Raw genomic sequence first — 22,314 nt, 5'->3', positions numbered from 1 at the left:
TTGTGCGCCAGCCGTCATGCAATGCGTGGCTAGGTCTTCGGTGCGCGGAATTTTATTGTTTCTCGCCTCCAGAACACCAATGAAACTAGGGCCCGCCTTGCCGGTCACGAGGTCATGGCCGCGGCGACTGCCACGTTTCATGACGAACGGTGTTGAGGGACCATTCGCTGGCCGCTGCCTGACCGCCAGGTTGCACTGCAACTGGTTGATAAGACGAAGCTTTCTTTGCCCTGATGGATCGCTTGATATCGCTTGATTGGGATTGTAGTTAAACTACAATTTAGTGCCAAAATATTTTTATCGGGCTACGATCGATTGCGCGCCTTGCGCGACGGCCTGTCCGAGCCAGGTTTCCAACGTCACCGTCAACACACAATGCAAGTTGATCCAGGCTTTACGTTCGTCCTTTTCGGCGGCACCGGCGACCTGTCGATGCGCAAAATCCTGCCGGCGTTGTACCAGGCGCACCGCGGCGGCATGCTGCCTGCGGCAGGCAGAATCGTTGCGGTCGCGCGTGGCATTGGCGACCGCGATGCGTACGCGCAATGGATGCACACGCACGTGCGCCAGCACGTGAAGCCGACCGGCGACGATGCCTCGTGGAACAGCTTCCTTGAGCGCATCTTATTCGTGCAGATCGACCTTGGACAGCCGGACGACTATGCGCTGCTACGCGAGGCGATTTCACCGCTGCCCGGCATTCGGGTGTTCTACCTGGCTACTGGGCCGTCACTATTCGTGTCGATCTGTCGTGCGTTGGCGACCGTGGGCTTGAGCGATGGCGCGCGCATCGTGCTGGAAAAGCCGCTTGGCTACGATCTGGAGTCGTCCAATGCGATCAACGACGCGGTCGGCGAGATCTTCGCGGAAGGGCAGATCTACCGGATCGATCACTACCTGGGCAAGGAGCCCGTTCAGAACCTGCTCGCGCTGCGTTTCGGCAACGCACTGTTCGAGCCGCTGTGGCGCCGCGAGTGGGTCGAGAGCATCCAAATCACGATTGCCGAGGAATTGGGCGTCGAGGGACGGGGCGATTTCTACGACCATACCGGCGCGTTGCGCGACATGGTGCAGAACCATCTATTGCAGCTGCTATCGATCGTGGCGATGGAGCCACCTCACTCGATGGATGCCGATGCGGTGCGCGATGAAAAACTGCGTGTGCTGCGCGCGCTCAAGCCCGTCGAGCGTCGTGACATCAGTCGCGTCGCGGTACGTGGCCAGTATCATGCGGGCGTGGTCAAGGGTGTCGCGGTGCCCGCCTATGTGACCGAGCACGGCGTGAGCGCATCAAGCACGACCGAGACCTTCGTCGCGTTGAAGGTCGAGATCGAAAACTGGCGCTGGGCCGGCGTGCCGTTTTTTCTGCGCACCGGCAAGCGGCTTGCCGATCGCGTCGCGGAAATCGTCGTCAACTTCCGCGCGGTTCCACACTCGGCGCTCGGCCCGATGGCGCTGTGCAATGGCGCCAATCGTCTGGTGATCCGGCTGCAGCCCAACGAATCGATCCGGCTATATTGCCTGGCCAAGCAGCCCGGTGAGGGGATGAACCTGCAAAGCGTGCACCTGGATCTGGCGTTCGACCAGTTCTTCAAAGAAGATCGCATGGAAGCATACCAGCGCCTGTTGCTAGATGTGATTAATGGCCGGCTGGCATTGTTCGTGCATCGGGACGAGCAGGAGGCGGCGTGGAAGTGGGTCGAGCCGATCCTGGAAGAATGGGCTCGTCCCGGCACGTCGCCCAAGCCGTACGCAGCGGGGACGTGGGGACCGGCTGCGGCGAGCGCGATGCTCGCTCAGCATGGTACATGCTGGCTCGAAGAAGAGAACTAGCCGGTGCGTTGTGTTTGCTTGAATAGCAGGAATCGGCCCGTCCGCCATGTCGGTGGGCGGTCGCAGGAAGTACGGAGGAGAAGTGATCGAGCTTCACGCTTTTGATGACCCGCGCGCGCAGCAAGACGCGCTGTCGCAGGCGGTCGGCGACGCGCTGCAGTCGTCGCTGGCCGCGCATATCGGCGCGGGCCGTGCCACGCTCGCGGTGTCGGGCGGCACCAGCCCGCGACCGTTTTTGCAGACTTTGTCGCGACGCCCGCTCGACTGGGCGCGCATCGACGTTACCCTGGTCGACGATCGCTGGGTCCCGCCGATGCATGCCGACAGCAATGCGCGACTCGTGCGCGACACGTTGCTGCAGCACGCGGCGCGCCAGGCCGTGTTCCGGTCGCTGGTCGACGTCGATCAAGCGCCCGCTGCCCACGTCGCGGCACTCAACGCGGATGCTTCGCGCGCGCTGCCCGACGTGGCCGTGCTCGGCATGGGAGAAGATGGCCACACGGCGTCGATCTTCGCCGACGCGCCGCAGTGGGAGCTGGCCACACAAACCCGCGAGCGCTATGTGCTGGTCGAGCCGCGGCAGGCGCCGCATCTGCGGGTCAGCTTGTCGCTGTCGGCGCTCAGGCAAATCGGCCGGTTGTTTCTGTTGGTCTCCGGGCAGCGCAAGCTGGATGTGCTGCGCGCTGCGATCGAGCATCCACAGCACAACGCCATCTCCAAGCTGGCCAACGATACGGGAGTCAACGTCGATGCCTACTGGTGCGCCTAAAGCGGTGCTCGCGCGCCAGAGTCCACATTCGGATGGCCCGCGGCTGCTTGCCGACATAGGTGGCACCAATGCGCGCTTCGCACTGGAATTCGGACCGGGACAGATTGACGGTATCCGTGTGTATTCTTGCGCGGATTATCCGGGCATCGCTGCGGCGATCCGCAAGTTCTTGAAGGACAGCGGGGTCGGTCGCGTGAACCACGCGGCCATTGCGATTGCCAATCCCGTCGATGGCGATCAGGTGCAGATGACCAACCACAACTGGAGTTTTTCAATCGAGGCCACGCGTCGCGCGTTAGGTTTCGATACGCTGTTGGTGGTCAACGACTTTACCGCGTTGGCCATGGCGCTGCCGAGCCTGTCTGATGCGCAACGCGCGCAGATTGGCGGCGGCGTGCGCCGGCAGAACAGTGTGATCGGGCTGCTCGGACCTGGCACGGGGTTGGGCGTGTCAGGCTTGATTCCCGCAAACGAGCGCTGGATCGCGCTGGGCAGTGAGGGCGGGCATGCCACCTTCTCGCCGCAGGACGAGCGCGAGGATCGGGTGCTGCACTATGCGCGCAAGAAGTGGCCGCATGTGTCGTTCGAGCGGGTTTGCGCAGGACCGGGACTGGCACTGATCTACCGCGCGCTGGCCGAGCGCGACAACAAGCGGCTGGACACGCCGCTCGAGCCGGCCGACGTGGTGCGGCGCGCGCAGGCGGCCGAGCCGCTCGCGTTGGAGGCAGTGGAGTGCTTCTGTGCGGTGCTTGGCACGTTTGCTGGCAATATTGCAGTCACACTCGGCGCGCTGGGCGGCGTTTATATCGGCGGCGGCGTCATCCCCCATCTGGGCGAGTTGTTTTCGACTTCGCCGTTTCGTGCACGGTTCGAGGCGAAGGGCCGTTTCCAGGCGTACTTGGCGAATATCCCAACCTTCGTGATCACCGCGCAATATCCGGCCTTGCTCGGCGTGTCCGCGATCCTGGCCGAGCAGCTCGGGCATCACGCCGGCGGCGGATCAGCCGTGTTCGAGTGCATCCGGCAGATGCGCGACGTGCTCACGCCGGCCGAGCGGCGCGTGGCTGATCTGGCGTTGAACCACCCGCGCTCGATCATCAACGATCCGATCATCGACATCGCGCGCAAGGCCGAGGTGAGCCAGCCGACCGTAATCCGCTTCTGCCGCTCGCTTGGCTGCCAAGGATTGTCCGACTTCAAGCTGAAGCTGGCCACCGGCCTGACTGGCACGAACCCGGTGAGCCACAGCCAGGTCCACCTGGGCGACTCGGCGACTGACTTTGGCGCGAAGGTGCTCGACAACACCGTGTCGGCCATCCTGCAGCTGCGCGAGCAGATGAACTTCGATAACGTCGAGCGCGCGATCGACATGCTGAACAGCGCACGGCGCATCGAATTCTACGGCCTGGGCAATTCGAACATCGTCGCTCAGGATGCGCACTACAAGTTCTTCCGCTTCGGGATCCCGACCATTGCATACGGTGACCTTTACATGCAGGCCGCGTCCGCCGCGTTGCTGGGCAAGGGCGATGTGATTGTCGCCGTCTCCAAGTCCGGCAAGGCGCCGGAGTTGCTGCGCACGCTGGAGGTGGCGATGCAAGCTGGTGCGCAAGTGATTGCAATCACGTCGAGCAACACGCCGCTGGCCAAGCGCGCGAGCGTCGCGCTGGAGACGGACCCTATCGAGATCCGCGACGCGCAGCTGTCGATGATCTCGCGTGTGCTGCACTTGTTGGTAATCGACATATTGGCGGTCGGCGTCGCGATCCGGCGCGCGTTACCCGACGCGGGCATGCAGCAGGTGGTCGAGGCGGTACGTGGGCATGCCGACGAAGACTGCGCCGCGGTGCTGGACTGGCTCAGCCACGGCGCGGCATTGGAACGGCGCGATACGCAATAAAAAAACGGTACGGTCCATGCCGATCCGCACCGATACGTGCCTCTCGCAGCAGTGTAAAAACTGGGGCCGTTCGCGTGGCGGTGTGGTGGCGGCCCCCTCTGTCATTGCCGCGCCAGCCAATGGCTATTTTAGGCTGCCGGATAGGAATTGCTTGAGCCGCTCGCTCTTCGTGCGGCCGAATACCTCGTGCGGCGGCCCTTGTTCTTCAACGCGGCCCTGGTGCAGGAACATCACATGGCTTGACACGTTGCGCGCAAACGCCATTTCGTGCGTCACGACAATCATCGTGCGGCCTTCTTCGGCCAGCGTCTGCATCACCTTCAGCACTTCGCCGACCAACTCGGGGTCCAACGCCGAGGTCGGCTCGTCAAATAGCAACACATCCGGGTGCATCGCCAGCGCGCGGGCGATGGCCACTCGCTGCTGCTGCCCACCGGACAGGTGCGATGGGTATTTCTGCTCGACTGATGCGCCGAGCCCAACCTTGTCCAGGTACTGGCGCGCCCGCTCCTGCGCCTGCGCGGGCGACAAGCCCAGCACATGCACGGGTGCCTCGGTGAGGTTTTCTAGCACCGTCATGTGCGACCACAGGTTGAAGTGCTGGAAGACCATCGCCAGCTTGGTGCGCACGCGTTGCAACTGCCGGGTGTCGATGACTTTCAGGTTGCCGTTGCGATCCGGCGCGGTCTTGACCTCGACGCCGTCTACATAGATCCGGCCCGCATTGGGCTGTTCCAGAAAGTTCACGCATCGCAGGAACGTGCTCTTGCCAGAGCCTGACGAACCGATGATGCTGATCACATCGCCGGCCTTGGCTTTGAGCGAGATGCCCTTGAGCACCTCATGGCTGCCATAGCGCTTATGCAGATCATCGACGAACAACTTGGACATGGGCGAATTCATCGCGTGTTGAGCCTTTCGCGGATTGAACTTATTGACCTTGCGGCCGCAGATAGGCCAGCCAGCGCTGCTCGGCGCGCCGGAACAGACCCACCAGCGTGAACGAAATGCCCAAATAGAGCAGCGCGGCGATGCCGAACGCCTCGAACGATTGATACGTGGCCGAATTGACGTCGCGTGCGACCTTCAAGATGTCCGGCACCGTCGCGGTGAAGGCGATCGTGGTAGCGTGCAGCATCAGGATCACTTCGTTGCTATAGTACGGCAGCGCCCGGCGCAGCGCCGAGGGCAGAATGACGCGCCGGTAGAGCGCGAAGCCGGACATGCCGTACGCGCGCGCGGCCTCGATCTCGCCGTACGGCGTCGCGCGGATCGCGCCGGCGAAAATCTCGGTTGTGTAGGCACAGGTGTTCAGCGTGAACGCTAGCAGCGTGCAGTACATTCCCTGTCGGAAGAACGCATTGAGAAAGTCGTGCGAACGCACGAACTCCAGACTGTAGATGCCGGTGTAGCACAGCAGCAGCTGCACGTAGAGCGGGGTACCGCGGAATACGTAGGTATACAACCAGACCGGGGCGCTGATCCATTTGTGTCGAGATACGCGCGCGACCGCAAGCGGAATCGACAGGCAGAAACCGATGCCGATCGACACGACCAGCAGCCACAATGTGATGGCCACGCCGGTGATGTTGTAGCCATCGGTAAACAGATAGGCTTTCCAGTAGGTATGCAGCAGTTCAATCATCGTCGCGCCCGGGTATCAGAGATCCGCACGGCGAACGCCGGTTGAGTAGCGGCGCTCCAGGTACAGCAACACGACATTGGAAAGCGTCGTGATCGCTAAGTAGATCGCGCCGGCGACGACCGTGAAAAAGAAGAAGCGCATCGTGCCCTTGCCGGCGTCCTGCGACGCCTTGACCACATCGGCAAGACCAATGATCGATACCAGCGCGGTCGACTTGACGAGCACCTGCCAGTTATTGCCGATGCCGGGTAACGCAAAGCGCATCATCTGCGGGAACATGACCCGCGAAAACGCTTGCCAGCTTGTCATGCCGTACGCCGCCGCCGCCTCCATCTGGCCGCGCGGCACCGACAGGAACGCGCCGCGGAATGTCTCGGTGAAGTATGCGCCATAGATAAAGCCCAGCGTCAGTACACCGGCGGTGAATGGGTCGATGTCGATCTGCTCGATCTGCATCAGGTCGGTTAGGTGATTCAGCCAGATCTGCATGCTGAAGAACACCAGCAGCATCAGCACCAGATCGGGCACGCCGCGGATCAACGTGGTATAGACCGTGCCGACCATGCGCGGCATGCGGCTGCGCGAGAGCCTGGCTGCGGCGCCGAGCAGCCCGATCATAAAAGCGACCGCGAGCGACAGCAGCGACAACTTGATGGTTTGCCACGTGCCCGCTGCGATGACCGGGCCATACCCTTGCAGGAACATGGTGAAGTCAGTAGCCTAATGTCTAATAATGAGTCAAATATCCGGCGCACTTTGGGACAACCGCCTATGTCAGTTGGCCAAAAATGCGCGCAACACGATGCCGGTGCGCAGCATGCTTGTGTGATGCTCGATACGCGAAGGGCGGTATTCTAACTCAACGGCACACGAGGACCGCCACGCGTGGGGCGGGCCGGGCTGGCGCAGCGCCGGCCCGGCAGGGGCGTTTATTCGGGTTGCGCGTCAGCGGCCGCCGGCGGTGATACCTGGGCGGGCCATACGCGTCGCGCGCGCTCCAGCACTCATGCATCTTCGCCTGCCTCTGCTCCATTCGTGCCCAGTGCGTCTTCAGTATGCCGCTGCCGGTCGTTTTTGCTGATCGTTTAGCGTATTGTAGACGTTCAGCTACGCGGCCACGGTTTGCTCACGCAATTTTTCGCGCTGTGCGGCGAGGCGCTGCTGCGTCGCGTGCCCTCAGTGCAGCGTTTGTTACGCGCGATTACGTCTGGCTGACGCAGTAACAACCGGTAACGACGGATACGCATTGCAGCGGCGATCCGGTCCGTGGTAACGGTAAACTGCCGCTTATGGCTACTCAAATCCTCGTAATCGACGACGATCAGGAGTTGCGCGACCTGTTGCGCGATTATCTGACCCGGCAGGGCATCGAAGTGTCGGTACTGCACGATGCGGCTTCACTGGAGCGGCGGCTCGAGCGGGAACGGCCCGACTTGATCGTGCTCGACCTCATGATGCCTGGCGTGGACGGCTTGACGGCGCTGCGGCAATTGCGCGCCGCGGGCGACGACATTCCGGTGATCATGCTGACTGCGCGTGCGGACGACGTCGACCGTATCGTCGGGCTGGAGCTGGGCGCGGACGACTATCTCGGCAAGCCGTTCAACCCGCGCGAGTTGCTGGCCCGCGTGCAGGCGGTGCTGCGGCGGCGTCGCAGCATTCCGTCGGCCGCGCCGGAGCAGCGCGAGCCGTTTAACTTCGGCCGTTTCACACTTGATTTTCAGACCCGCTCGCTCATGCAGGACGGCAAGCCTGTGGCTTTGTCGGGCAGCGAGTTCGCATTGCTGAAGATCTTTGCCAACAATCCGATGCGCACGCTGACGCGCGAGCGGTTGCTCGAGTTGCTGCACGGGCCCGAGTACGACGGCACCGACCGCGGGATCGACGTGCAGGTGTGGCGGTTGCGGCGCACGTTGGAGACCGATCCGTCCGCGCCGCGTTTCATCCAGACAGTGCGCGGCCGTGGCTACGTATTCGTGCCGGACGGCGAAGGCCATGCGGCGTCCGTTTGATTCGTTGTTCGGACGGCTGGCATTGCTGGTGGTTGGCGTGCTCCTGCTCGCGCATTTTGCATGGTTCGCGCTAATCCGGTTGCAGCGCAGCGAGTGGCAGGCGCGCTATGCGGTCGAGGAAACGATGTTCCTGATCGAGGCAGTACGCCAGCACGTCGAGCGCACGCCCGAGCAACCGCTGCCGTCGCGAGTCAAAGTGGTGCCCGATACCCCGGGCGTGGCGTCCCCGGCGGATCCGCCCGTGCCGCCACCGGTTGAGCATTTCCTGTCTGAACTGGAGGATCGCTTGCCGCCCGGCACGCAGATCCGGGCCAAGGGCGGCAACAAGCCGTCCAGCCTGTGGGTGCTCGAACCGGGGTTTAAGCGCTGGATCGTCGTGCCGCTGCAACCGTTGCGTTCGCCGCGCCGTCCGTTGGACCGCACGCTGATGTGGCTTGGGCTGATTTTCACTGGTGCGGTGCTCTCGGCGCTGTTCGCCGCCTGGCAATTGCAGCGCCCGTTGCGCACGCTGGCGCAGGCTGTCGCTCGGTTCGGTCGCGGCCTGCCCGTCGCCCCCGTGCGCGAGCGCGGCCCACTCGAGTTGCGTCAGCTCACGCGCGGCTTCAACACGATGGTCAGCAATCTCGCGCAGACCGACAAGGACCGCAACGTGATGCTTGCCGGCGTTGCGCACGATTTACGCACGCCGCTGGCGCGGTTGCGGCTGCGCGCGGAGATGCTCGACGATGTAAAGGCGCGTGACGGCGTCGTGCGCGACGTCGACTCGATGACCCACATCGTCGATCAGTTCCTGGTGTTTGCGCACGATGGCACCGATCGCAGCGAGCCAGTCGGCGTGGACCAGCAGTGCGACCGTATCGCGCGGACCTATCGCGCGGTGTCGCCGTCGGCGCACGCCGTCTGCACCGACCTGCGCGCCGGCCCGGACTTCGTGCTGCCGGCCGCGACACTGGAGCGCGTGTTGTCTAACCTGCTGGACAACGCACATGCCTACGGTGCGCCGCCCGTGGTGATCGAAACCGTCCGTACGGCGCGAGGTTTCACGTTGACGGTCAGCGACCAGGGTGGCGGCATTTCGCCTCAGGACCTGCTCAATGCAAGCCGTCCGTTCGTGCGGCTGGACCCGGCGCGCGGCGGCAACGGTCATAGCGGGCTCGGGCTGGCCATCGTCGAGCGGCTCACAAACCGGCTGGGCGGCGAATGCCGACTTGGCAACCACGAGTGCGGCGGCCTGCGCGTCGAACTGGCGTTTCCGGCTCAGTCGGGCACCGCGCAGGCCTGACTCGCGGCGTGCATCCGCGCGCGCGGGGACGGCATGGCCGCGTCAATTACCGAACAGGGCATTTAATGCCGCGGCGGCTTCGCTGTCGATCGTGTTGTACGTGACGCTGTTGGCCTCAAAAATATAGTGCGTGGTGTACTTGCCCAGTCGTGCCAGGATCTCCTCCTGGATCACGTCGGGCGCCGCGTCGAACTTCAGGTACCACGCGGTCGACGATAATCTCGTTTGGAAGGCGCCGTATTCGGCCATCAGCGCGTCAAACTCATGGGCGTCCTGGTCACGACAGATGATGACGAGATTTCCCTTCATGTGGCCTCCTGCATTCATTCAGTGACCCATCATGATAACCGCTAACAGCGGCCGCGCCGCGCCGCGCGTGCGGCGCGCAAGGTAATCGATGCGGCTGGGTCCCCTGAGCTGCGTGACGCGCGTGCCGCCTCTGCGCAACGGCGGAACAATTCAAACACGTTAAAAGGTTGTAACGGTCAGGGTGCTTAGTGTAGTGTCGGGGCGGTCTTAAAAATGGGCGGCGTTTGCCATCGCGCTCCGGCGCGGCGGCGCGGTCCATCCGCATGCCCGAGAGCGCCGGGGAGTTTGTCTGATGGATTTCGGTTTTAAATTCGGTTTTCGCTTCGATCCGAAGCGCGACGCCGCGGCGTCCGCTTGGCGCTTGTTGCCCAATCGGTGGGATTTCGTGGCCTTTCCGCTGATCATCGGCCTGATCGCGATGGCGGCGATCGGCTTCGAACAGACGATGGCGCCGATCTCGACGCTGAAGACTCAGGCGATCTCGCTGGACCCGATTTATTTGCCGGAATATGCGCTGCGCACCACGTTGCGGATGCTCGCCGCGATGCTCGCCGCGTTCGTGTTCACGCTCGCTTACGGCACGCTTGCCGCAAAAAGCCGGCGAGCGGAGAAAGTGCTGGTGCCGATGCTGGATATCCTGCAATCGGTACCGGTGCTTGGCTATATCTCGTTTACGGTCGCCTTCTTCATTGCGTTGTTCCCGACGCGGGTCGCCGGAGCGGAGTGTGCGGCGATCTTCGCGATCTTCACCAGCCAGGCCTGGAACATGACGTTCAGCTTCTACCAGTCGCTGCGCACGGTGCCGCGCGACCTGGACGAAGTGTCGCGCGGCTTTCACCTGACGGGCTGGCAGCGCTTTTGGAAGCTCGAGGTGCCGTTCTCGATGCCGGGCCTGATTTGGAACATGATGATGTCGATGTCCGGCGGCTGGTTCTTCGTCGTCGCGTCTGAGGCGATTACCGTTGGCAACCACACGATCACGCTGCCCGGCGTGGGTGCGTACCTGGCGCAGGCGATCACCGAGCGCAATCTGCCGGCGATCGGTTGGGTAATCTTGACGATGACGCTCGTGATCCTCGCGTACGATCAGTTGCTGTTCCGGCCGCTGGTCGCGTGGGCTGACAAGTTCCGCATGGAGAACACCGCATCGGCGAGCGCGCCCCAATCGTGGCTGCTCGACCTGGTACGTCGCACCCGGTTGATTCACCAGTTGCTGGTGCCGGCCGGATGGCTGTTTGCACGCATGGCGCGCTTGCCGCTGCGTTGGCGCAAGCTGCCGCTGGTCGGGCCCGCGGTGGGGCCGCACCGCAAGCCCTCACGGCTTGGCGATCTCGCCTGGGGCGGGTTGGTGCTGGCTGGCACAGTGTACTTGTTGTGGCGCGTCATCGGCTATGTGAGCACCGGCGTGACGTGGGATGAGGTTTGGCACGTGCTCGCGATGGGGTGCATAACGTTGGCACGCGTGCTCGTGCTGATCGCGATTGCCTCGGTCGTATGGGTCCCACTGGGCGTGCTGATCGGCTTGCGTCCGGCGCTGGCCGAGAAGCTTCAGCCGCTCGCGCAGTTTTTGGCGGCGTTCCCGGCCAATCTGCTGTTCCCGGTATTCGTAATCGTGATTGTGCGTTTCGGGCTCAATCCAGACATCTGGCTTTCCCCGCTAATTGTGCTGGGCACGCAGTGGTACATCTTGTTCAATGTGATCGCCGGCGCGAGCGCGTATCCGAACGATTTTAAGGAGGCCGCGACCAATTTTCGCATTCGCGGCTGGCAATGGTGGCGTCAGGTGATGCTGCCGGGTATTTTCCCGTACTATGTGACGGGGGCGATCACCGCTTCCGGCGGCGCGTGGAATGCGAGCATCGTGTCCGAAGCGGTGCAATGGGGAGATACACACGTAGTCGCGCATGGGCTCGGTGCTTACATCGCGCAGATGACCACGAACGGCGATTATCCCAAGATCATCCTCGGCATCGCGGTGATGTCGTTGTTCGTCACACTCTTCAATCGCTTGTTGTGGCGTCCGATGTACGCCTACGCCGAGAACAAGCTGCGCCTGGATTGATCAATACGGTGGTTGCCATGCAAAATCCCACGAATGCCGCTGCGCCGGTCACAGTAGCGCCCGCCATGAGCGCGCCCACGCCCGGCGATGTCCTTTTGTCCGTCGACCACGTGCGGCGTGGGTTCGAGAAGACCCAGGGCGAGCTGCTGGTGCTCGACGACGTCAACCTGTCGATCCGCGAGGGCGAGATCGTCGGCTTGCTCGGACGCTCCGGCTCCGGCAAGTCCACGCTGCTGCGCATCATTGCAGGGCTGATTTCGCCGTCGGGGGGCGAGGTGTCCTATCGCGGTCAGCCGCTGCGGGGCCCAGCGGAAGGCGTCGCGATGGTTTTCCAGACCTTTGCGCTGTTCCCGTGGCTTACCGTGCTGCAGAACGTCGAAGCGGGCCTGGAAGCCCAGGGCGTACCCGCGCGCATCCGGCGTGAGCGCGCGCTGGCTGCGATCGACTTGATCGGGCTGGACGGGTTCGAGAACGCGTACCCGCGCGAGCTGTCCGGCGGGATGCGCCAGCGCGTGGGCTTTGCCCGTGCGCTGGTGGTGGATCCGACGCTGTTGCTGATGGACGAACCGTTCTCGGCGCTGGACGTGCTCACCGCCGAGACGTTGCGCACCGACATGCTGGACTTGTGGACGCAAGGCCGCATGCCGATCAAGGCCGTGCTGATCGTCACGCACAATATCGAAGAGGCGGTGTTCATGTGCGATCGAATCCTGGTGTTGTCGTCCAACCCGGGGCGCGTACTAGCCGAGATCCAGGTGCCGTTCAAGCATCCGCGTAACCGGCTCGATCCGGCGTTCCGCCGCCTGGTCGATGACATCTACGCGAAGATGACGGCGCGTCCGAGCGCCGGCGCGCCGCGCAAGGGCCTGGAGCTGCACAGCTGGTTGCCACATGTGTCGACCAACTTGATGGCCGGCTTGATCGAGACGCTGGCGACCGCACCGTACCACGGCCGAGCCGACATGCCCGAGATCGCTCGCACGCTGCACCTGGAGGTCGACGACCTGTTCCCGATTGCCGAAGTGCTGCAATGGCTGGGCTTTGCCGACGTGCGTGAGGGCGATATCTTCCTGACGCCGCCGGCCCGTGTATTTGCCGAATGCGGTACGCAGGAGCGCAAGATGATGTTCGCCGATCATCTGCTGCGCCACGTGCCGCTGGCAGCGCGGATCAAGCGGGTCCTCAATGAACGGCCCGGCCATCGTGCGCCGCGGGTGCGTTTCGAGCAGGAGCTCGAGGACTACTTGTCGGATAGTGCCGCGGAGGAAACGCTCGACGCGGTCATCAATTGGGGTCGCTACGGTGAGATCTTTTCGTACAACGACCAGACTGAGATCTTCAGCCTGGAGGACGTTGAATCCTGATAGGCGTCGAGCCTTGAGGGACGTCAGGTCTTGATAGGGGCGTCGGGTCTTGAGCGCGGCTGCTATTGCAGCGAACCTCAGTGCTCGACGGTCGGCTCGGCGACTGCCCACTTCCAGCGCCCGCCTTGTCGGCATGCGCTGGCAAACTACCAGCAGGCATGCATCTGCGGGTCGCGTCCGTTGCCGCGTCGGCGAAACCGCCAATCGACTGAGCGCCGCGCAGCGCGCATACGGCGGTCAGCGTCGCGATGCCAGCCGTGCAGGCGCCGGCGCGGACGCGCGCGGAACGATCATTGCCGTGCTCTCCAGCGCGGCATGGCCGGCTTCGCCGACGCCTAGCGCCATGCATTGCCGTCGCGTCAAATCGCCGCGACATAAAACCCGTCCGCGCTCCCGCCGTTGCCCGACGCCTTTTTCGGCGAGTCGACCGAAAACACGATTTCCTTACGGTCCAGCGCACCGGTGCTGATCACACGGCTGACCGTGACGCGACCTCGTTCGTGGAGCTCGATCTGCACTACATGCGGGCTGGCCCAGGGGACCTTTGGCCCATCGGAGCGACCCGGCGGCGCGCGCGATCTTGTCCTGGTAGACGCTGCGCCGCACGTACGCAACGGCTCAGCCTTCGTTGCTCTCGGGTGAGTCCGTGCACGCCTGTGCCTCGTACGTGCCCAGACGGTTGTATAGCGTCTTCAGGCTGATGCCCAGGGTTTGGGACGCGCGCCGCTTGTCGCCGCCGCAGTGCTTCAGGGTTGCCAGGATGATTTGCTTTTGCGCGTCGGCAAGCGGCGTGCCGACCCAGATGCTCATTGCCTCACCTTGCAGCACCGGCTTCTTGACCCGCGACGTCAGATGCGGGTGCTGAATCTCAACGGTTTTCTCCGCCAGAATGAAAGCACGATAGACCGCATTTTTCAATTCGCGCACGTTACCCGGCCACGAATAAGTACGCAACGTGTCGAGCGCGCGCTTGCTGAATGCCTTATTGGTATTTTCCTGTGCGTTCAACTCGGCCAAAAAATGCTGCGCGAGCAGTTCGCGGTCGCCATCACGTTCGCGCAGCGGCGGCGCGCGCAACGGGAAAACCGCAAGCCGGTACATCAGGTCTTCGCGCAGCCCGTTTTCCTTGACCGCGGTAGCTGGGTCGCGATTGGTCGCGGCGATCACGCGCACGTTGGCGCTAATCAACTCGTTGCCGCCAACCCGATAGAACGTGCCGGTCTCCAACGCACGCAGCAGCTTGACCTGACGCACCGGCGACATCTCGGTGACCTCGTCTAGAAACAGCGTGCCGCCGTGCGCATGTTCGAAGTAGCCGATGCGGCCTTGCACGGCGCCCGTAAAGCTGCCCTTTTCATGGCCGAACAACTCGGCCTCGATCAGGTTGTCCGGGATGGCGCCGCAATTGACCGCGACGAACGGGCCCTGCTCGCGGTGGCTGGCGTCATGGATCGTGCGCGCGATTAACTCCTTGCCGGTTCCGGACTCGCCGACGATCAACGCGGTCGCGTCGGTGGCCGCGACCCGCTCGATTTGCTCGTACAAATCCAGCATGGCGTCGGACGAGCCATACAGCAGGCCGAACGACTTCAGGCCCGGCACGCTCGGGTGCGGGAACTTAAGTGATTGCTGTTCATCGGACGCTACTAGCGCGTCCGCCTCGCTTGACGACATGGTGTATTGCTTTCTGGTGCAAAGAACCCTATTTAACCACCCGCGCCAACCCAGCCGCAATTGCTTATTTTGAAGCGTCAGGTGTTTTGGCGTAAACGAATTGCGTTTTGAGCGGCCGACCGGAAGCGGTTACACTGGGTGCCCCGAGCGTGTCGATTATTCTTTATAATCAAGTTTACGCACCGAATAAGACTTCTAAATGGCAATTATTACGCAATTGGCGTAATAGTCCTGGATGGGGCAAGCAAATTTTTCAAATTGGCAGGACGGCGGCACGTCGCATGCGCGTTGACGCGCAACGTCCGTGGGGGCTGCCGACTTGCCGCTTTTTTCCGGACACGATTTCTTTCTCATGCCGCATATACTGATAGTCGATGACGACCCCAATTCCCGTAATGCGTTGGCGGAGATCGTCACGGGCGATGGTCTGACCATCGCGATGGCCGGCGACGTGCGCGAGGCGCGTATCCAGATCGTCAGGCAGGTGCCAGACGTCGTCTTTACCGACTTGAAGCTGCCGGATGGCAGCGGCGTGGACTTGTTCAACGATCTGGATTTACGCTCCGGCGTAGAGATCGTGGTCATTACCGGGCACGCTACCGTGGAGTCCGCGGTCAGTGCGCTGAAGATGGGCGCAACGGATTACCTCGTCAAGCCGATCAATGTGCAACGGGTTAAGGCGATCCTCGGCAGGATCCCGCGTACCGGCGACCTGCGCGCCGAGATTGGCACGCTGCGTGGCGAGTTGCGCCGCTTTGGGCGTTTTGGCTTGATGCTAGGCAATTCGGCGGCGATGCAGCAGGTCTATGACCAGATCAACCGGGTGGCGCCGACCTCCGCTTCGGTGCTGCTGGTGGGTGAATCCGGCACTGGCAAGGAAGTGGCCGCGCAGACCTTGCACGAGTTGAGCTTACGACGCAAGCAGGCGTTCCTGGCCGTCAATTGTGGCGCGGTGTCGCCGACGCTGATCGAGTCGGAAATGTTCGGTCATGAGCGGGGTGCGTTCACTGGCGCGGACCGACAGCACAAGGGCTATTTTGAGCGCGCCAGCGGCGGTACGTTATTTCTGGACGAGATCACCGAAATGCCGATCGAGTTGCAGGTTAAGCTGCTGCGCGTACTCGAGACGGGCGTATTCATGCGGGTCGGTACTACCAAGGAGATCGAGACCGACGTGCGGCTGATCGCGGCGACCAATCGCGATCCCGAGCAGGCGGTGCTCGAGGGCAAGCTGCGGCTGGATCTTTATCATCGGCTGAACGTATTTCCGATTAGCCTGCCGCCGCTGCGCGAGCGCGGTAAGGATGTCGAGTTGCTTGCACAGAGCTTTCTGGACGAACTCAACCAGCGCTACGGCACGGACAAGCACTTTCCGCCTTCGGTCAAGGAAACGATGCTGTCGTACACGTGGCCCGGCAATGTGCGCGAACTCAAGAACTACGTGCAGCGCGCCTACATCATGTCGCCGGCTGATTCGTCCGCGACCGCATCGGTGCCGCTGCAGATCTCATTGTCCAAGCCGTCCGCTGGCACTGCGGTAACCATCCCATTCGGCACGTCACTAGCCGAAGCGGACCGCCAACTGATTCTGGCCACATTGGAGCAATGCGGTGGTGTGAAGACGCGGGCTGCGGAGATTCTCGGCATTAGCTTGAAGACGCTGTACAACCGCTTAGTCGAATATGGCGATGACGCGCGCAACGCATCGGGCGAGGACGCCGGCGACAGCGACGACGCATCAGAGAACGTCGGGACGAAGTACGCCGATAACTGACGGATAGATAGGCTTGGCCGGTGATTGATGAACAGGCGTTGGGGCGTGAGCGGGACTGAGCGGCCGGTTCTTCAGCAGCAGGGGGTAGCCGGCATATGCGTTGCTAAAGGTCGTATTATCTCTTTTGAGGAAGCGACCTATGTCAACGCTCGAATGGCGCGCCCATGCGCCGCAACCCGATCCACCCACGCCCACGCCGCCGCATCCGCCCGAGGTGCCGCCGCCGGACATGCCCCCGGACGAAGCGCCGCCTGACCCGACGCGCGATCCACCCGGGCCTGATATGCCGCCGATTGGCGATCCGCCGCCGCAAGGCCCGGACATGCCGCACGTGCAAACACCGACGTTCCACGCGTCTTGACGGCGTCGCCTGCGTGGGCGCGCCGCGTGGCTCAATGGCTCGCGCGAACATTGATCTAGGGACTCACGCGACGACACAGGCCGCGGCGCCCGGGAAGGCTCGTCAGTTCACCTGTCGTTGTAAGGGTTACAACCCGGGGCGTAACGCTTACTGCGACATGCGAAGACGGTGCGAAAGCCCGCCGGACGGGTACGCTACAATCAGGAACCACGCAGTGCAAGTTGGAGGCGCAATGAGCCGACCAAACACACAAGCCGGCCAACGGCCGGACCGGTTGCCGACCACCGGCACGGGTAACGCGGGCGACCACGAAAACAGCATATCGGCCGGGCAGAACCGGCCTGCACCCGACACGCCGGCAGATGGCGTCGACAACCAGGGCGGCGCTCGTCGTGCCGACCTGGACTATCAGCGAGAAATCGGGACAGAGCAGGACGCGTAACGCGAGTCTGGCCATTTCCTTGGGGCTTTGCGCCATCGCGCCCTTCGGGGCGTGGATTGTGCTCGGCCTTTTTTTGTGCACTGCGGCAATCGGCATGAAACTTGCATGATGGTGCCGGTCGCTTCATTTAAACAGACAGCAGGTGGCAATCCCTATGAGCAGATTGATCGTGGTATCCAATCGGGTCGCCCCGGCGCAGGAGGGCCGTCCCGCGGCAGGAGGGCTGGCAATCGGCGTCTACGATGCGCTGAAGGAGGCCGGCGGCGTATGGTTTGGCTGGAATGGCGAGATCGGCAGTGAGGCGGGCAAGCCCACGATCGAGACCCGAGGCAACGTGACCTACGCAACAGTCGGCCTTAGTCGGCGCGACTATGACCAGTACTATCGCGGTTTTTCGAACGCGACGCTGTGGCCTGCTTTTCATTATCGAAACGACCTGACGCGGTTCGACCGCGCCGATTACGAAGGCTATATGCGCGTCAACGGGATGCTCGCCCGGCAGTTGCAGAAGCTGGTTCGGCCGGACGACCTCATCTGGGTGCACGACTACCACTTGATCCCGTTCGGCAAGGCATGCCGCGAACTCGGCATGCGCAATCCGATTGGGTTTTTCCTGCATATTCCGTTTCCGGCACCCGAGGTGCTGCATACGATTCCGCCGTACGCCACACTGCTCAAGGCGCTGTGCAGTTACGACGTGGTCGGCTTCCAGACGGACAGCGATCTGCAGTCTTTTACTGACATTGTGCAGCGCGAATTCGGCGGGCAGTTGCTTGGCAATGGGATGGTCCAAGCATTCGGCCACCGATTCAAGGCCGCCGCGTATCCGATCGGCGTGTACCCGGATGCCATTGCGAAAGCTGCGCAGCAAAACGCCAGCCGCAAGCAGGTGGTCGGGTTGCGCGACAATATGCGCGAGCGCAAGCTGATCATCAGTGTAGATCGGCTCGACTACTCGAAGGGGCTGGCCGAGCGGCTTCAGGCATTCGAACGGCTGTTGCTGGATTCGCCGAGCCTGGCTGGGCACGTGTCACTGATGCAGATTGCACCGCCTACGCGTACCGACGTACAAAACTACCAGTCGATTCGCAAGAACCTGGAGGCGGAGGCGGGCCGGATCAACGGCCGTTTTGCCCAACTGGACTGGACCCCGATCCTGTACCTGAACCGCAACTATGAACGCAACTTACTGATGGCGCTGTTCCGCGCGGCCCAGGTCGGGTGTGTGACGCCGCTGCGTGACGGCATGAATCTGGTGGCGAAGGAATACGTCGCGGCGCAAGACCCCGCCGATCCTGGCGTGCTTGTGTTGTCGCAGTTTGCCGGTGCAGCAGACCAATTACCGGGTGCCTTGATTGTCAACCCGTTCGACCTGGTGCAGGTCGCCGACGCGATGCGCCGCGCGTTGTCGATGCCTTTGGTGGACCGGCAACAGCGGCACCAGGCGATGATGGCAGTATTGCGGCAGAACGACCTGTCTGTATGGCGCGATTCATTCATGCGTGATCTGCGTGAAGTGGTGGACCGCGATGACGCGTTGACGCTGCGTGTGATGGCGCAGCCGTCGGCGTTCGCGCGGCCCGGTGTGCCGGTGCGGTTGCCCGCCAGCACGTTGTCTTGATAGGCTGAAAAATACGGAGGGTGGCGGTCGTGCTCCGCTGCGGTGGCGTGCCGTGCGGCAGCGCTGTTGCCGCACACGATGGCGGTGGGCCGCGGCGCCGTACGCCCACCGCACGTTGTTGTACAACGGGGAACACGAGTATGGCCAAACCGACCCTCGCGGCCCGCGCTCAATCGATGCGCTCGCGCACGATGGACCTGCTGGCTTGGGTATCAGATCCGGTCACGCACTGGATCAAGGACCGCTGTCCAACGATGGCGGCGTCGATCGCGTTCTATACCGCATTTTCACTCGCACCCACCCTGGTCATCGTTATCGCAGTGGCCGGCTTTTTTTTCGGTCAGGATGCGGTGCAAGGCCGGTTGTTCGGCGAAATACGCGGCGTGGTCGGCGACGAAGCCGCACAAGGCGTGCAGGCCATCGTGGCGAACGCGTGGCATGCCGATAGGGCAACGCATACGACCATGGTGTCGATCCTGGGTATCGTGATTGGCGCATCTGCAACATTCTCGACATTGAACAGCGCGTTGAACGCGATTTGGCCGGCGCCGGAACCCGATACGCGCGCCAGCCTGCTCAGCGTGGTACGGGTGCGCTTGATCTCGTTTGGCCTGGTGCTTGGCGTGGCATTCTTGATTGTCGTGCTGTTGATTCTGGATACGGTAATCAGCGTGGCCGGGCACTGGTTCTGGGGACCGCAAAGCGCCTCGTACCTGATAGCGAATGCGGTGCAGCACGTGGCCACGCTCGGCTCGCTATGGCTGGCATTCTCCGCGATGCTCAAGTTCGTCCCCGATGCGTCGCTCCAATGGCGCGATGCGTTGGCGGGTGGCTTGGCGGCGGCACTGCTGTTCTCCGGCGGCAAGAATATCTTTGCGTTTTACTTGGCACACGTGGGCACTGCCAATACGTTTGGCGCTGCGGGCTCCCTCGCCGTGCTGCTGATGTGGCTGTATTTCTCGTCGTCGGTGTTCCTACTCGGTGCGGAAGTGAGCGCGACCGCCGCGCGCCGACGCAACGACACGCATTGACCGCGGGTACGACCCTTGCAACACCCTTGCCATCTCAATCTGGGAGAAAACAATGCAAACGACACCATGGATCCGCATTACCATCGGCATGATCTGTGCAGCTCATATGGCCGGGCTGGCCGCGCAGACTGTGAGCAGCAACAGCGCTACGCAATCGTCGGCTTCCGAGACGGTTAGCGAGAAAATCAGCGATGGCGCCATTACTACGAAGGTTAAGGCCGCATTGCTGAACGCAAAGGACGTGAAAGGCTTTCAAAATATCCATGTGAAGACCACGGCTGGCGCGGTGCGCTTGACCGGGACAGTGCCTAGCCGTGAGGCAAAGGAGGCCGCCACCACGGCGGCTAGGACGGTTGACGGCGTGACCCGCGTGCATAACGAGCTGCACATTGCGAATTAACGCTATTTCGCCACACGCTAAGACGTCGCGTGGTGATGCGCCACGACTGTGGCGAAGCGGCCTGATGGATGCGTCCCCATGCGTCCTCTAGATGCCGCGTCCGTCAGACGTGGCACCCGCCACATCTGACAGACGCCAGATGTGGCGGGTGCCAGACGCGGCGTGTGGCGCCGCATCCGGGATAGCCAAACTATCGTGCTGTAGCATCACGCAATTCGCGTACGCGATCGTGAGTCTTGAGTACGCCTTCGTATTGCCGCTCGACGAGCATCCGGATGTCCGCGGGCAATGCTTCATCGAGTGCCTGGCGGTAGTGTTTCTTGGCTACGTCCTCACCTTTTTCGCAGTCCGCCAGGATCTCGTGGTCGCTGCGGCCCTTGATGGCTGACTTTAGGTCCATCCAGCCACGGTGCAGCGCACCGGACGCGGACCCGTGGTCTTCGGCCTTGCCACCGATTGAATGAATGGCGGCTTGCAGTTCGCTGACCGCTTGCGCGCACGATTGCGCGCGGCTGGTAAACAGCGCCTTCAATTCCGGGTTCGATGTGTCCTCTGCCGCCTTGCGAAAGCCAGCTTCGCCGTCTTTGGACGTTTCAATCAGGTTGTTTAGAACGGAAACAATATGAGTTGCCATCGTGTACCTCCGTTGGTTGTGGTTGAGCGGAAACTGCGCACCGCGCAGATCCGGTGTGCGGGTGGCCGTTCCACCTGTTTGGCTACCGGTAGCCTCGCCTATCCGGCTACCGGTGGCCTGGCCAACCGCAATGCGGCGGACTAAGTGTGCCGCTCGTTGAGATCAGACTGGCTGTCACGCTCCACGTGTGGCGCGCGAGTCGGGTCGAAGTCAGCCCAGCGTCCGTCGCGCCAGCGTCCGGATGCGCGCTCGATATCTAGCGCACCTGCGTCGCGCAACACACGCGAGGCGTTCTCCTGCGTGGCCGCGTCCACATGCACGGCAACCAGTACGCCGGCGTCACGCGCCTCGCGGTCGACGAAGCGCTCACGCCCCTGATGCTGCTCGAGCGCGCGCCGAGTATGGCTCATCGCGCCGATCATCGAGCCGACGTAAGCGCCGACCCCGGCGGCGATGATCGATACGAGCATTGGCGCGCTCGCCAGCGCAAAGATCGCGACGCCAACGACCGCACCCACGACAGCACCCAACGCGACGCCCTTGGCTGCCCCCTTCGGCGCTTCGCGTGCGCCGGGGTCGGTCGATACGTCGCCGCCGATCGGAAAGCGCGCGTGCTGGCCGGGTGGGTTAACGAAGAAGAGGGTAACGTCCTCTTGGACAAAACCGTGCTCGAACAGCGCCTGCGAAGCGCGTTCGGCTTGAGGGAACGAAGTGAAGCGTCCCGCAACGATTAGTGACATGAAGCCTCCTTTGCAGGATGAGTGGTCAGTTCGCCTGACGGCGCTAGTTTGCCGAGATCCGGAATAAACCACTGTGCAGCACGACAGGTTGACCGCCGTTGTCCTCCAGTGCGAGCCGGGCGACTCGATGGATGGGGTCGCGTCCGCGCTCGAACGCCTGCAGTAATGCGCTCTCGAGCGCGGACGCGGCGCCGAAGTGGTCCTCGAGCGCTTCGGCGCTCACTGAGCACCGCACTGGGCGCCCATCGACAGACGCGATGAAGTCAAGCATCATCCGTGCGCCATCGAAGGAGGGTGGCGCGTCCTCGAAAGTGATATGCCGTGATGGTTTGGGTGATTCGTTCATGCCCCTCTTTCAAGCAAGCAGCATGCCTATAGCCGATTAGCCGCGATGCACTGGAACGACGCCGCGTCAACGCACAAGGTTTATCGCTGCCGCCAGTGTTGAAAAGATGGCCGCC

22 protein-coding genes are annotated in these 22,314 nt (G+C 62.7%); 13 read left to right on the top strand and 9 right to left on the bottom strand.

Going from position 1 to position 22,314, the window contains the following annotated elements:
* The first annotated feature begins 375 nt into the window (after positions 1 to 375).
* The 3 genes from zwf to KPG66_RS10035 all read left to right on the top strand — a co-directional run bounded on the left by zwf (position 376) and on the right by KPG66_RS10035 (position 4,502).
* A complete protein-coding gene (gene zwf / locus KPG66_RS10045; RefSeq protein WP_041754435.1) occupies positions 376 to 1,833 on the top strand; it encodes a glucose-6-phosphate dehydrogenase in 1,458 nt (485 codons plus the stop codon).
* Between the two features lie 82 nt (positions 1,834 to 1,915).
* Positions 1,916 to 2,602, top strand: coding sequence for a 6-phosphogluconolactonase (gene pgl / locus KPG66_RS10040; RefSeq protein ID WP_041754434.1), 687 nt, complete (start codon positions 1,916 to 1,918; stop codon positions 2,600 to 2,602).
* Entirely contained in the window at positions 2,583 to 4,502 is a 1,920-nt protein-coding gene (locus tag KPG66_RS10035; RefSeq protein ID WP_237070798.1) for a bifunctional transcriptional regulator/glucokinase, read from the top strand. Before pgl ends, KPG66_RS10035 begins: the two co-directional genes overlap by 20 nt.
* Positions 4,503 to 4,625: 123 nt before the next feature.
* On the opposite strand, the gene KPG66_RS10030 is transcribed toward KPG66_RS10035, so the two are convergent.
* Genes KPG66_RS10030 through KPG66_RS10020 form a run of 3 tightly spaced genes read right to left on the bottom strand, consistent with a single transcriptional unit; the run spans position 4,626 to position 6,852 of the window.
* Entirely contained in the window at positions 4,626 to 5,405 is a 780-nt protein-coding gene (locus tag KPG66_RS10030) for an ABC transporter ATP-binding protein (protein ID WP_272907064.1), read from the bottom strand.
* Positions 5,406 to 5,433: 28 nt separating this feature from the next.
* Positions 5,434 to 6,147 carry an ABC transporter permease gene (locus KPG66_RS10025; protein ID WP_237070796.1) on the bottom strand — a complete coding sequence of 238 codons (714 nt, stop codon included), beginning with the start codon at positions 6,145 to 6,147 and terminating at the stop codon, positions 5,434 to 5,436.
* A gap of 15 nt (positions 6,148 to 6,162) precedes the next feature.
* On the bottom strand, positions 6,163 to 6,852 hold the full coding sequence (locus KPG66_RS10020; protein WP_013436039.1) for an ABC transporter permease: 690 nt from the start codon (positions 6,850 to 6,852) through the stop codon (positions 6,163 to 6,165).
* Between the two features lie 584 nt (positions 6,853 to 7,436).
* Here KPG66_RS10020 and KPG66_RS10015 point away from each other — a divergent pair.
* Both KPG66_RS10015 and KPG66_RS10010 read left to right on the top strand, forming a co-directional pair.
* On the top strand, positions 7,437 to 8,159 hold the full coding sequence (locus KPG66_RS10015) for a response regulator (RefSeq protein ID WP_013436036.1): 723 nt from the start codon (positions 7,437 to 7,439) through the stop codon (positions 8,157 to 8,159).
* Positions 8,143 to 9,441: an ATP-binding protein gene (locus KPG66_RS10010; RefSeq protein WP_041753764.1), complete on the top strand. Its 1,299-nt coding sequence runs from the start codon at positions 8,143 to 8,145 to the stop codon at positions 9,439 to 9,441. The genes KPG66_RS10015 and KPG66_RS10010 overlap by 17 nt, the downstream gene beginning before the upstream one ends.
* A gap of 42 nt (positions 9,442 to 9,483) precedes the next feature.
* Here the strand turns inward: KPG66_RS10010 and KPG66_RS10005 are convergent, their stop codons facing one another.
* Complete coding sequence (locus KPG66_RS10005; RefSeq protein WP_041753763.1) at positions 9,484 to 9,750, bottom strand: double-stranded DNA-specific endonuclease; 267 nt, start codon at positions 9,748 to 9,750, stop codon at positions 9,484 to 9,486.
* A 292-nt stretch (positions 9,751 to 10,042) separates the two neighbouring features.
* Here KPG66_RS10005 and KPG66_RS10000 point away from each other — a divergent pair, with 292 nt between their 5' ends.
* Both KPG66_RS10000 and KPG66_RS09995 read left to right on the top strand, forming a co-directional pair.
* Positions 10,043 to 11,812, top strand: coding sequence for an ABC transporter permease (locus KPG66_RS10000; protein ID WP_237070795.1), 1,770 nt, complete (start codon positions 10,043 to 10,045; stop codon positions 11,810 to 11,812).
* Between the two features lie 17 nt (positions 11,813 to 11,829).
* Entirely contained in the window at positions 11,830 to 13,176 is a 1,347-nt protein-coding gene (locus KPG66_RS09995) for an ABC transporter ATP-binding protein (RefSeq protein ID WP_041754432.1), read from the top strand.
* A gap of 359 nt (positions 13,177 to 13,535) precedes the next feature.
* Here KPG66_RS09995 and KPG66_RS09990 read toward each other — a convergent pair whose 3' ends face one another.
* Together KPG66_RS09990 and KPG66_RS09985 are read right to left on the bottom strand one after the other, a co-directional pair.
* The gene (locus tag KPG66_RS09990; RefSeq protein ID WP_157864421.1) at positions 13,536 to 13,694 is read right to left on the bottom strand and encodes a hypothetical protein; all 159 of its coding nucleotides are present in this window, start codon (positions 13,692 to 13,694) and stop codon (positions 13,536 to 13,538) included.
* Positions 13,695 to 13,794: 100 nt separating this feature from the next.
* Positions 13,795 to 14,850 carry a sigma-54 interaction domain-containing protein gene (locus KPG66_RS09985; RefSeq protein WP_237070794.1) on the bottom strand — a complete coding sequence of 352 codons (1,056 nt, stop codon included), beginning with the start codon at positions 14,848 to 14,850 and terminating at the stop codon, positions 13,795 to 13,797.
* A gap of 352 nt (positions 14,851 to 15,202) precedes the next feature.
* Between KPG66_RS09985 and KPG66_RS09980 the strand changes: the two genes are divergently transcribed.
* The 6 genes from KPG66_RS09980 (at position 15,203) to KPG66_RS09955 (ending at position 20,479) form a co-directional block, all read left to right on the top strand.
* Positions 15,203 to 16,624 carry a sigma-54-dependent transcriptional regulator gene (locus KPG66_RS09980; protein WP_013436026.1) on the top strand — a complete coding sequence of 474 codons (1,422 nt, stop codon included), beginning with the start codon at positions 15,203 to 15,205 and terminating at the stop codon, positions 16,622 to 16,624.
* Positions 16,625 to 16,763: 139 nt separating this feature from the next.
* Positions 16,764 to 16,985, top strand: a complete 222-nt coding sequence (locus KPG66_RS09975) for a hypothetical protein (RefSeq protein WP_237070793.1) — start codon at positions 16,764 to 16,766, stop codon at positions 16,983 to 16,985.
* A 232-nt stretch (positions 16,986 to 17,217) separates the two neighbouring features.
* Entirely contained in the window at positions 17,218 to 17,427 is a 210-nt protein-coding gene (locus KPG66_RS09970; RefSeq protein WP_049786413.1) for a hypothetical protein, read from the top strand.
* A 154-nt stretch (positions 17,428 to 17,581) separates the two neighbouring features.
* Positions 17,582 to 19,048 (top strand): alpha,alpha-trehalose-phosphate synthase (UDP-forming), encoded by a 1,467-nt coding sequence (gene otsA / locus KPG66_RS09965; protein WP_237070792.1) that lies wholly within the window; start codon positions 17,582 to 17,584, stop codon positions 19,046 to 19,048.
* Positions 19,049 to 19,188: 140 nt separating this feature from the next.
* Positions 19,189 to 20,079, top strand: a complete 891-nt coding sequence (locus KPG66_RS09960) for a YihY/virulence factor BrkB family protein (RefSeq protein ID WP_237070791.1) — start codon at positions 19,189 to 19,191, stop codon at positions 20,077 to 20,079.
* A 52-nt stretch (positions 20,080 to 20,131) separates the two neighbouring features.
* Entirely contained in the window at positions 20,132 to 20,479 is a 348-nt protein-coding gene (locus tag KPG66_RS09955) for a BON domain-containing protein (protein ID WP_237070790.1), read from the top strand.
* Between the two features lie 190 nt (positions 20,480 to 20,669).
* Here the strand turns inward: KPG66_RS09955 and KPG66_RS09950 are convergent, their stop codons facing one another.
* The 3 genes from KPG66_RS09950 to KPG66_RS09940 all read right to left on the bottom strand — a co-directional run bounded on the left by KPG66_RS09950 (position 20,670) and on the right by KPG66_RS09940 (position 22,199).
* Positions 20,670 to 21,113 carry a PA2169 family four-helix-bundle protein gene (locus tag KPG66_RS09950; protein WP_013436019.1) on the bottom strand — a complete coding sequence of 148 codons (444 nt, stop codon included), beginning with the start codon at positions 21,111 to 21,113 and terminating at the stop codon, positions 20,670 to 20,672.
* Positions 21,114 to 21,253: 140 nt separating this feature from the next.
* Entirely contained in the window at positions 21,254 to 21,853 is a 600-nt protein-coding gene (locus KPG66_RS09945) for a glycine zipper domain-containing protein (protein WP_041753759.1), read from the bottom strand.
* A 43-nt stretch (positions 21,854 to 21,896) separates the two neighbouring features.
* Positions 21,897 to 22,199, bottom strand: coding sequence for a DUF1488 domain-containing protein (locus KPG66_RS09940; protein WP_013436017.1), 303 nt, complete (start codon positions 22,197 to 22,199; stop codon positions 21,897 to 21,899).
* Between the last annotated feature and the right edge of the window lie 115 nt (positions 22,200 to 22,314).

It is taken from the genome of Mycetohabitans sp. B2, assembly GCF_021733735.1.
GTDB lineage: Bacteria > Pseudomonadota > Gammaproteobacteria > Burkholderiales > Burkholderiaceae > Mycetohabitans > Mycetohabitans rhizoxinica.
Note: the sequence above shows the minus strand (reverse complement) of the source record. Positions and strands in the feature narration are given on the sequence as shown.